The organism is Pseudohalocynthiibacter sp. F2068 (assembly GCF_023015645.1).
GTDB lineage: Bacteria > Pseudomonadota > Alphaproteobacteria > Rhodobacterales > Rhodobacteraceae > Pseudohalocynthiibacter > Pseudohalocynthiibacter aestuariivivens.
This window is the reverse complement of sequence record NZ_JALKAK010000032.1, coordinates 1-8595: the sequence shown is the minus strand read 5'-3', so window position 1 is coordinate 8595 and position 8595 is coordinate 1. Positions and strand designations below refer to the sequence as shown.

Here is an 8595-nt window from a genome sequence, read left to right as displayed (position 1 = left end):
ATCTCGGTGTCAAAGTATTCCTACTGGTTTCGCAGCAGTAATAGGCTTTCGATAAAATCGTGATCAAATTGGGTTCAAAGCGTTAGTTTGCTGCATTCTGCACTAATGACCGCGGTAGCGGGACAAAGCGGCCGCTTTGAACTTGGCAAGATAATGGGATTAAACATTACAAACAGCTATGCACGCACCAAGCGCTAAATATGCGACTGTCAGTGGCAGATAGCTCTCACAAATGAAAACGGGCAGCCCGTATGCCGCCCGTTTCAATCACATCATTTGTCCTAGGTAGTGTATTCCTTCGACTTAAACGAAATGTGCCTGGCCGATTCCGGGGCGTCCGCGACTTTGCGGATATTGGCCCAAGTGTGCTTGTAGTCCGGAAGAACCAACTCGTTTACGCCAGGATTGATCACGTTGCCTTGCGACCCGGCGGGAGAGCCAAAGACCATCAGTGTTTCACCCCTGCGCGCAGTCGGTGTCGGATAGACCATTGCCTGCGTTGCCCCATTGTCGTTGTAAATTTCGACAAGGTCGCCCGCACTGGCACCCAGATCGGCCATGTCTGCCGGGTTCATCTCAATGAACGGGAAGGGGAAGCGATCCTGAATGAAGTCGTTATCCTGATCGAGGAACTGGTTTTGCCAGAAAATATTGGCGCGGCCGTTATTGATCCAGAATTGGAACTTCTTCTGTTCGGCTTCCTTGCCATCTGCCTGCCAACCGCGCCATCCGGCTGCGCAGAACCGCGCCTTTCCGTCACCTGTGCCAAAGGTGCCATTGGAAAACAGACGCTCGGTGCCGACAAGCTTGCCGTCTTCGTAACCGACAACTGGCTCCAACACACCGTTATTACCCATTGCACGCAAACGCTCGTAGGTCACTTCTGGGTTGCCCTTGTTGTAACCGTCCATGAAGGCATCTTCCTCAGTCTTCCAGTCGTACCCTTGAAACTGATCTGCATAAGCATCTTCGCCAAGCCCGCGAAGTGCTGCCTCCATATGCTGGGCAATTCCGGCTGCAATCAGGCAGTCAGGCATGGAGTTGCCAAATGGATCCATGTACTTTTCTGACAGGCGCATCCGACGCTCGCCATTCATCGAAGTGAGGTTCATCTCGTTGGATTCACATGCTGCCAAGATTACATGGGCGTTTTCACCGATCTGACTGCGGATGATGTCAACATCAACCACGAACAATCCACCCGCGTTGACAGCACCGACAATCGCGTCGATCAGCTCTTCACGTGTGCCACCCGCTGCATTGTCCATTGCGGTTTTCACCATGTCTGCACGCCGCTTGTGTGCTTGCTTGAACTTGGCGGCGTTAAGGGTAGTTTTGTAATGGTCACAGGCCCAGATATGGTGAATTTTCCCTTGTCCGCTGATTAGAAGCCGATCGACATAGGCCGCTGGGCGGCCCACATGGGCGTCTGACGGACGATAGTAGCCCTCTTGGTGACCACCCAAACGGCAGATACCGCCACCCTCGCGACCGACATTGCCGGTGGCTAGCGCGATATTCACCAGCGCACCGATTGTGCGGTAGTTGTCGTTGCCCCAGATGATGCCTTTTTCATAGGCGGTCACGCATTTACGGCGTGCTCCGTCTTTGGGCTCGGCAATCCACGCGGCTGCCGTGGCGATATCACCTGCTGAAACGCCGCAGATTTCCTCGGCTTCGTCCAGAGACACCCGGCAGGATTCCATCGCCACTTTGAGGCTGCCAAGCGCTGCTGGGTGGGCAGCATCCTCGGGTTGGGCCACACCGTCTTCGAAGGTTGAGTTGGCAATGAAATCGGCATCAATCCAGCCCTTGTCCACGATCTCAGTCAGCAGAGCGTTGAAGAGCGCCATATCAGTTCCGGTGTTGATTTGAAGATGCAGTACATTTTCTGCGCCCGCCACCTCTTCAGCCGCATTGATCGAAACGGTGCGTCGTGGCTCAACAAAGATGACGCGTGCTCCATTCCGCATTCCGGGGACCATGTGGTTCAGGAACAGGTTGGTCTGAGTTTCCAGCGGATTGGCACCCACTATCATGATCGTATCGGTCAGTTCGTAGTCCGCGTATTGGTAGTTCAGCTCACCCACACCCATGTCGCGGGTTGAGTGGACCTCCGAATTGTAGGCGGGCCTATTGTGGATACGGCAATTCTTGATTTTCATTGACTCGAAGTAGAGCTTGCCGGTGCCCCAGGTATTTTCATACCCGCCGGCAGAGCCACCGTGGTCAAACATGGACACAACCAGATCGTCCTCGGACCCTTCAGACACGACGCGTGCGGTTACTTTTGCCACGAGGTCCAGGGCGTCGTCCCAACTGGTCGGTTGCATCACACCGTTGCGCCACACCAGAGGGTCCGATAAACGTTGCTGTTGCGTGCCGGTAACTTTTGAAGGACGGTTTTCTGCCATCCGAGCACCGCGGATCGAACCGAGCCCTGCGTTCACGACGCAATCACCATCCGGCATTACAACCAGCTGAACATCTTTGCCATCTTGCCGGACGACATTGTACATTGATGGCGAATACCACGCATTTGAATCAGCGCTTTGTTGTTCGCCCAAATCTTGTCCAAACTTGTTGTTTGATGTTGTGCCTTGCTTGTTCATTGGCCAAGTGTAGGCCTTGTAGCCACAGCCAACGATACAATAGTGACATGTTACATTGTGTTCTTTCGCATCCGCCGGAATGATGGGCAGGCGATCGATTTGTCTTTTATAAGCCATTTTTTTTTCTTCCCCGCTTACAGCACGTTGCTCAGACGGCCATAGATCAGCTCGTCCGCGCCTTCGGCGTAAATGTCACCATTGTCATCAACCCGCAGCGCAAACTGCGGCAGGTTGTTGGTCGCGTGGCCCCAGGTTTGCTGGCCGCCAACTTCAACATCGAAACGCGAGAAGTGGCCGGGGCAATTCAGCGTACGGTCTTCGCTGTTGTACGACATGTAATAGCCCTTGTGTGGACACAGGGTAGAAAAGGCTACGATGTCACCGTCCGGACCAATACCTCCTTCGACGACCTGACCCAGCTTGATCAGAACGCCCGGGCTGTCAGCGTCAGGATATTCGATATCAAGTGGTTCATTGACAACCAGTTCCGAAAGATTAGCTAGACGGTTAGATGGGTAGTCCACCCGTGCGTTCGCTGGCGTTGCCTTTGCTTGTGTGCCGGATACGGACGCAACCGCCGCCCCAGCAGTGGCGAATGCGCCACCACGAAGAAACTGGCGCCGCCCTACATTCACCATGTTTTTGCATCTCATGGTTGGTTCCTCCCATTTAAACTATATGGAAAGTTTACCACTTTGGCCGTAAGGAAGGTTTGCCAAAAATTGCGCCCCCCGCCGTTGCAATATATTGTTTTAAATTAATTATTTTTTCTGTTCGGATTTCTGAACATCGTTTCGAGTTGTAAAATCATTCAGTTAGAACTTACTTCAATGCCCAGCCTCTGCATCTTTTCCCACAGAGTCGTCCGTGACACATTCACCAGTTTCGCGGCCTTCCCGATCTGCCCGCCAGTGTGTTCCAGAGCTTCAATAATCTGAAGTCTTTCAGCGGTTTCACGTGCCTCAGCAAGTGTCAGTATCCTGTCGCCTTCCGCAATTCTTTCTGGGAAAAGATCGATCGGTTGAAGAAATTCGCCAGTTGCTGTTTCTACGCCCCTCAGCAATCGAGATCGCAATTCCCGTCCTCCACCCGACCAGTGATGCGCGCGAACGGCTTCTTCGCTTAGTCGACTGATCCCTCGCAGTGGCGTGGCACGCTGAGTATTGAAACCATCAAAAAGCTGACCCATCATCCAGACGGCATCTTCGGTTCGGTCACCAAGTGGCGGAACCGGAATTTCTATCATGTCCAATCGGTAAAAAAGATCGGCGCGAAACCCTCCGCTTTCTACGATCTCGGCCATCTCATGGCCACATGTCGCTATAACGCGCCCTGAAAATTCTCTGTCGAGCGCTTTGAACAAAGTTGATTGCGCCGATCTTGGTAGCCGGCTTAAAGCATGAAGAAAAAGTATTCCTTCACCTACTTTTGCAAAGGCCCCGCCCGAGCCAAACAAGGCCTTACCGGCATCTGGTTCACGCGCTAGGTTGACCATAATAAATGGTGCCGCGCGACGATCAGAACTCTGATGTATCCTCTTCGCGATTAATCCTTTGCCGGTTCCGGGACCGCCGCGTATCAAAACCGGCCGATCTTCGCCCGCTGCCTTAAGTGCCAGTTCGTCAACGGATCGCGCAGCAGGAGAAACCCCAAGGACCGGGGGCAGGTCATGCTGGGCCTTGGTTGAAAGAAGCATTGCCAGCCGCTCAAGGAAAACCGCAATTTCAAAGGGTTTTGTGACATAATCTGATGCTCCAGCGTGCATAAGACGAACCGCCTGTTCAATCCCGCCGTGCCCGGTGATAAACAGAAACGGAGGTGGCTTTGCTGAGGCACACAAGGTGTTAAATAAGTCTTCTCCATTTCCGTCGGGTAGGCGAATGTCGCAAATAACCGCGTCGATTGGTGCCAGAGGCGTTCTGAGCGCTCCGATTGCGCGGTTAATCTGGCGCAGCCAGATCACCTCGGCACCTTCAAGTTCTAGTCGTTGAACTAGTGACGCCCCCATAAATTCGTCGTCTTCAACCAGCGCTATGCGAAACCCGCTCAGCATTGTGTGCCCTCTTTTTTCTGTTGCACAGGAACGACAACTTCGATCGCGGTTTTTCCATCCCGCCGGTCAACCAGAACAAACCCATTCAGTTCCTCGATCAGATCATGAACAAGGCGCAGGCCGACGCCCCCGCCAAGTGGCAATGGCCCTGTTGAAAGCAGCCGCGCGCGCGCTGCTTCAGACAAGCCCGGTCCGGAATCTGAAATTGAAAGGCGGAGCTCAGACGATTTTTCTGATATCCGAAGGCCGACACTGCCCCCGGCGCCAGAGGCCGTTGAAGCATTCAGTAAAAGGTTCAAGGTAATTTGGCGAAGCGGTGCAGCAGCAAACTGAGACAAGCATTCTTCCGAAGCATCAACTTGCCAATTCAGTTTTTGTTCCTGTCGCATGATCTCTGGTTCAACCAAAAGGCGCAGATCATCGAAATCGTCAGGTGCCAAGGGTGCGCTGGAGCGGTCTAAGCGGTTTTGATCTAAAGTTGCCCGTGCCACATCGCGCATATGGTTCAACCCCCGCGTAAGAAGGTCCGCCGACTGTCTTACGACATCAGGTCGGTCAGCATATTGCCGGATCGTGTCCGTTGCATTCAGCAGCCCACCAAGCGGATTGTTGATTTCATGGGCCAATGACGAAGACAGGCGACCAAGGCTCACAAATCTTTCGCGCTCGGCCAGGCGTCTTTCTGTTTCGGCCTTTGCTTCAACGGCACCTGCCATGTCATTGTACGTTCGCACGAGCCTCGTCATTTCCGTGTCTCCGCGAGGCAGATCGGAGTCCGGAATAGGCTCTGGGGCGTCGGCAGTCTCGCGCATGTGACGGGCAAGCCTTGTAATGGGCAAAAGCATTCGGCGCATCGCGACATAACCCAGAAGTGCCAGAATCCCGGTTGCAAGCGCATTCCCCAGTAACAACAACCGTCCTGCACGCCTGCGCTCAGTGACGAGGTCTGTCACATCAAGCTCTGTCAATATTTGCCCGACTTCGCGGCCTTGATACAAAAGCGGTGCCAGCAGACGTATACGTTCAGCGTCGCCTGTAACAGAAAGGGTCTTTGGCGACTGCGCCTCTGCCGTTAGTGCGCTTATCAAGCTGTCCAGAGGTGCGCGGTCTGGATCTGTAGCCGCCAAAACATACCCATTTTCGTCGGCAACTGCTGTGAATGTCATGCGTTGTTCTTCAGTTTCGCCCGCAGCACGTTCGAGCGTGTCATATATTTCCCAAATGTCGTCACGTAGAACATGCGGACCAAGTGCCACCGACAGTGCTTCGATTTGCGCTTGAGCGAGTTCCCGGATTCGGACATCCTGAAACTGACCCATTGTTGACAGAACTTGCTGTGACGCGACGATACCTGCGAGGATCATCAAGCCTGCTGCCAAAAGGGGTACACGCATTGAAAGCGGTATTCGTCGCATTGTTTCCATCACCGTAGTTTTTCATAATCCTGGATGCGTTTTTCGATACCTTCGAACAACGTGGAGTCTCCAGAAATCAACCCGTCAAGTTGTAGTAAAGTAAGAGCTGACCGGCCTTCTTCAGTTTGATCAAGGCCAAGTAAAGCGTTGCGAAATGCCACCAACCGTTTCTCCGCCATACGATCAACACGTGCGCAGAAAGGAGGAAACCCAAGCCATTCGGACCGCGAGACCACTTTGGTGCGAGCGGTAAGATCGGGTTCTGCTTTTGCCAAGGCTTCCCACACATATCCGTCAACACTTCCCGAGCGTACAAGACCATCCGCCACGGCCCGAACCACATTGCGATGCCCATAGGTAAAAATCGTGCGTCGAAAAAAGCCTTCCGGCCGAACGCCACGGCGCGCAAGGTCAGAAGCTGTTACAAGATATCCGGAGTTTGAATCGGGATCGGAAAACGCATGAGTACCACCGCGCAGATCCTCAAGGCTTGATGCGTCATCGTTCTTACCTGTAATTAGATAGGACTGATAAAGCGGTTGCCCGTTCCAAACTGGTACAGCCACCAGTGAAAGTGCCAGTCGGTGCTGCAAAAATGGATAACCACAAAGCCAGGCAGCATCTACCGAGCCTTCCAGCAGAAGCCCTGTCACCTCTTCATATGTGCGGCGTTGTTCAAGTTCGATCGGAACGCCAAGCGCTGCTTCCAAAGCTGCGCGAAGGTGGCCAATAACCTCGGCATCGTTATCAAGAAAGACAGGGGTAAGCCCAAGACGAAATGTTTCCCGAGCACAAAGTGGTAACGCAGAAACTGCAAGAGCCGCACCCGCGAAACCTAAAACCCTTCGTCGTGTCTGTAAGGTCATATCCCTACTCCGTCCTCAAATCAGACCGTAAGACCGACCCAACCGCAAGCCAATAGTGACAGTTGTTCGGTTCAAGAGGATGGACCAGCTCAAAGTAAACCGCATCTTGACTATCAAACCTTATCGGTACAACCGCAGTCTCACTAGGCGCTGACGTCAAACACACCAACGCTAAGTTGCAGTCTCATAGGCCGACCACCAGTTCCTTCGCAAGCGCTCGCGGTCGTGTAATCGATAGCACGGTCCGGGCCTCCTGCTGTCGTCCGTCGCGGACGAGGCAAGCAGCCAGCGAGAAATCGATCAGATCACGCTGAGCGTTGGACCCACCGATCCGGGCGTGATCGCGCATGGCTTCAGAGAAAAGCTCGGCGGCCCGGGCGTAGTGACCATCTTCCATCTCGCGATAGGCGGTCGATAGCGTCCGGGTAAGATCAGCCGCAGGACCCCGTGCTCCATCGACTAGAGCGTTTAAGGCCTGTTGATCACCGCTGCGCGCGTGAGCAATCGCTGCGTGGACATCAGCGAAGCAAAGTCCCGGTTTTGGAAAGCGTGCCTGCGCATAGGCGCTTAAATTTTTCCAACGATCGATTGGGACTTCAACTCCTGCCAGTTCAGCACGAAACAATAATGCAGCAGTGTCGGTCAGTACATTCAGCGGTGGTCCGTTGCTGTGTTCCGGAGAAATGTCAACATCAAGCACTTGCCACATCCCATCGAGATCGCCGGATTCAAGAGACCAAAGCCCGACATGCCAAGACACGTGATTGTATAGAATTCCCTCCGGGTCGTATCGTTTCCACCAATCTGCAAGGTAGTGAAGTCCCTCTTCGTCTTCGCGGTTTTCGTAATAGAGATGGGCTCGGATGTGGGCGGAATGCGCGCTATGAGGATTGGCCTCGAGCGCTGCATCAATATTGGCTTCTGCTGAGTCCAGCTGTCCGACTTCGAGTTGGGCGAATGCCAGTTGGGCCCGACACCACCAATCGTCCTCATAATGAGGTGCAAGGCGCATTGTGTAGGCAAGTTGTTCTGCCTCGCGACCTGGTAGTCCGGAAAACCCAATCAGGCCAAATACACTGGTGCACATTTGCGCAACCATGACGTCCTTAGGCCATTCTTCAACATGTTCATAAACCGCTCTGCGAGCCTCAGACGACTTGCCTTCAAGAAGGAGTCCGGAGGCGCGAATATGCGAACGTTCCCGAGCGCTCAATCCAGGCGCAAGCTCACGAGCGCGGGCAAGGCTCACCTTGACTTGATCGGGCCGAGCGCGCAGCTGCATCTCACGTGCCAGGCCTATATGAGCCAGTGCAAAACCTTCGTCGGCTTCGATTGCGAACTCAAAGGAGTTAATGACCTGCGGTTCGGCGCCGAGGAATTTTTTCACTCCAACGTCGTAGGCATCCCTTGCGATCGGGGAATTAGTGCCAAGGTCATTTCCATAAGCGTCTTCCAACATGTTGGGCACCTGTCAGTAGCTGTTCCGCGACATGCTCGCCACATCGCCGTCTTGAGTCAACATCTGCAACACCACAGCCCTGAGTTTGGACAATACTTGTCTTAGCCCCCTAAAACTGAGCCACTATTTGAGTGTCACAGGAGGAAGAAGGGATGGCTCGGAAACGGTATTCGGATGAGGATGCGCTGAA

At 53.6% G+C, this 8595-nt stretch carries 6 protein-coding genes; all 6 read right to left on the bottom strand.

From position 1 onward, the window contains the following. Positions 1 to 281 precede the first annotated feature (281 nt). Positions 282 to 2729: an arsenate reductase (azurin) large subunit gene (locus MWU63_RS20120; RefSeq protein WP_247079754.1), complete on the bottom strand. Its 2448-nt coding sequence runs from the start codon at positions 2727 to 2729 to the stop codon at positions 282 to 284. Between the two features lie 17 nt (positions 2730 to 2746). Next, entirely contained in the window at positions 2747 to 3265 is a 519-nt protein-coding gene (locus MWU63_RS20115) for an arsenate reductase (azurin) small subunit (protein WP_213891538.1), read from the bottom strand. 158 nt (positions 3266 to 3423) lie between these two features. Continuing rightward, on the bottom strand, positions 3424 to 4665 hold the full coding sequence (locus tag MWU63_RS20110) for a sigma 54-interacting transcriptional regulator (protein WP_247079752.1): 1242 nt from the start codon (positions 4663 to 4665) through the stop codon (positions 3424 to 3426). Continuing rightward, complete coding sequence (locus MWU63_RS20105) at positions 4659 to 6080, bottom strand: HAMP domain-containing sensor histidine kinase (protein WP_247079750.1); 1422 nt, start codon at positions 6078 to 6080, stop codon at positions 4659 to 4661. The genes MWU63_RS20110 and MWU63_RS20105 overlap by 7 nt, the downstream gene beginning before the upstream one ends. Positions 6081 to 6088: 8 nt before the next feature. Then, positions 6089 to 6946 carry a PhnD/SsuA/transferrin family substrate-binding protein gene (locus tag MWU63_RS20100; RefSeq protein ID WP_247079748.1) on the bottom strand — a complete coding sequence of 286 codons (858 nt, stop codon included), beginning with the start codon at positions 6944 to 6946 and terminating at the stop codon, positions 6089 to 6091. A 184-nt stretch (positions 6947 to 7130) separates the two neighbouring features. Then, on the bottom strand, positions 7131 to 8405 hold the full coding sequence (locus MWU63_RS20095) for a tetratricopeptide repeat protein (RefSeq protein WP_247079746.1): 1275 nt from the start codon (positions 8403 to 8405) through the stop codon (positions 7131 to 7133). Positions 8406 to 8595 lie beyond the last annotated feature (190 nt).

What these genes read in the sequence shown, in the direction of transcription:
- MWU63_RS20120 (WP_247079754.1), bottom strand. Translation starts at nt 2,729, where the DNA reads ATGGCTTATAAAAGACAAATCGATCGCCTGCCCATCATTCCGGCGGAT.
- MWU63_RS20115 (WP_213891538.1), bottom strand. Translation starts at nt 3,265, where the DNA reads ATGAGATGCAAAAACATGGTGAATGTAGGGCGGCGCCAGTTTCTTCGT.
- MWU63_RS20110 (WP_247079752.1), bottom strand. Translation starts at nt 4,665, where the DNA reads ATGCTGAGCGGGTTTCGCATAGCGCTGGTTGAAGACGACGAATTTATG.
- MWU63_RS20105 (WP_247079750.1), bottom strand. Translation starts at nt 6,080, where the DNA reads ATGCGACGAATACCGCTTTCAATGCGTGTACCCCTTTTGGCAGCAGGC.
- MWU63_RS20100 (WP_247079748.1), bottom strand. Translation starts at nt 6,946, where the DNA reads ATGACCTTACAGACACGACGAAGGGTTTTAGGTTTCGCGGGTGCGGCT.
- MWU63_RS20095 (WP_247079746.1), bottom strand. Translation starts at nt 8,405, where the DNA reads ATGTTGGAAGACGCTTATGGAAATGACCTTGGCACTAATTCCCCGATC.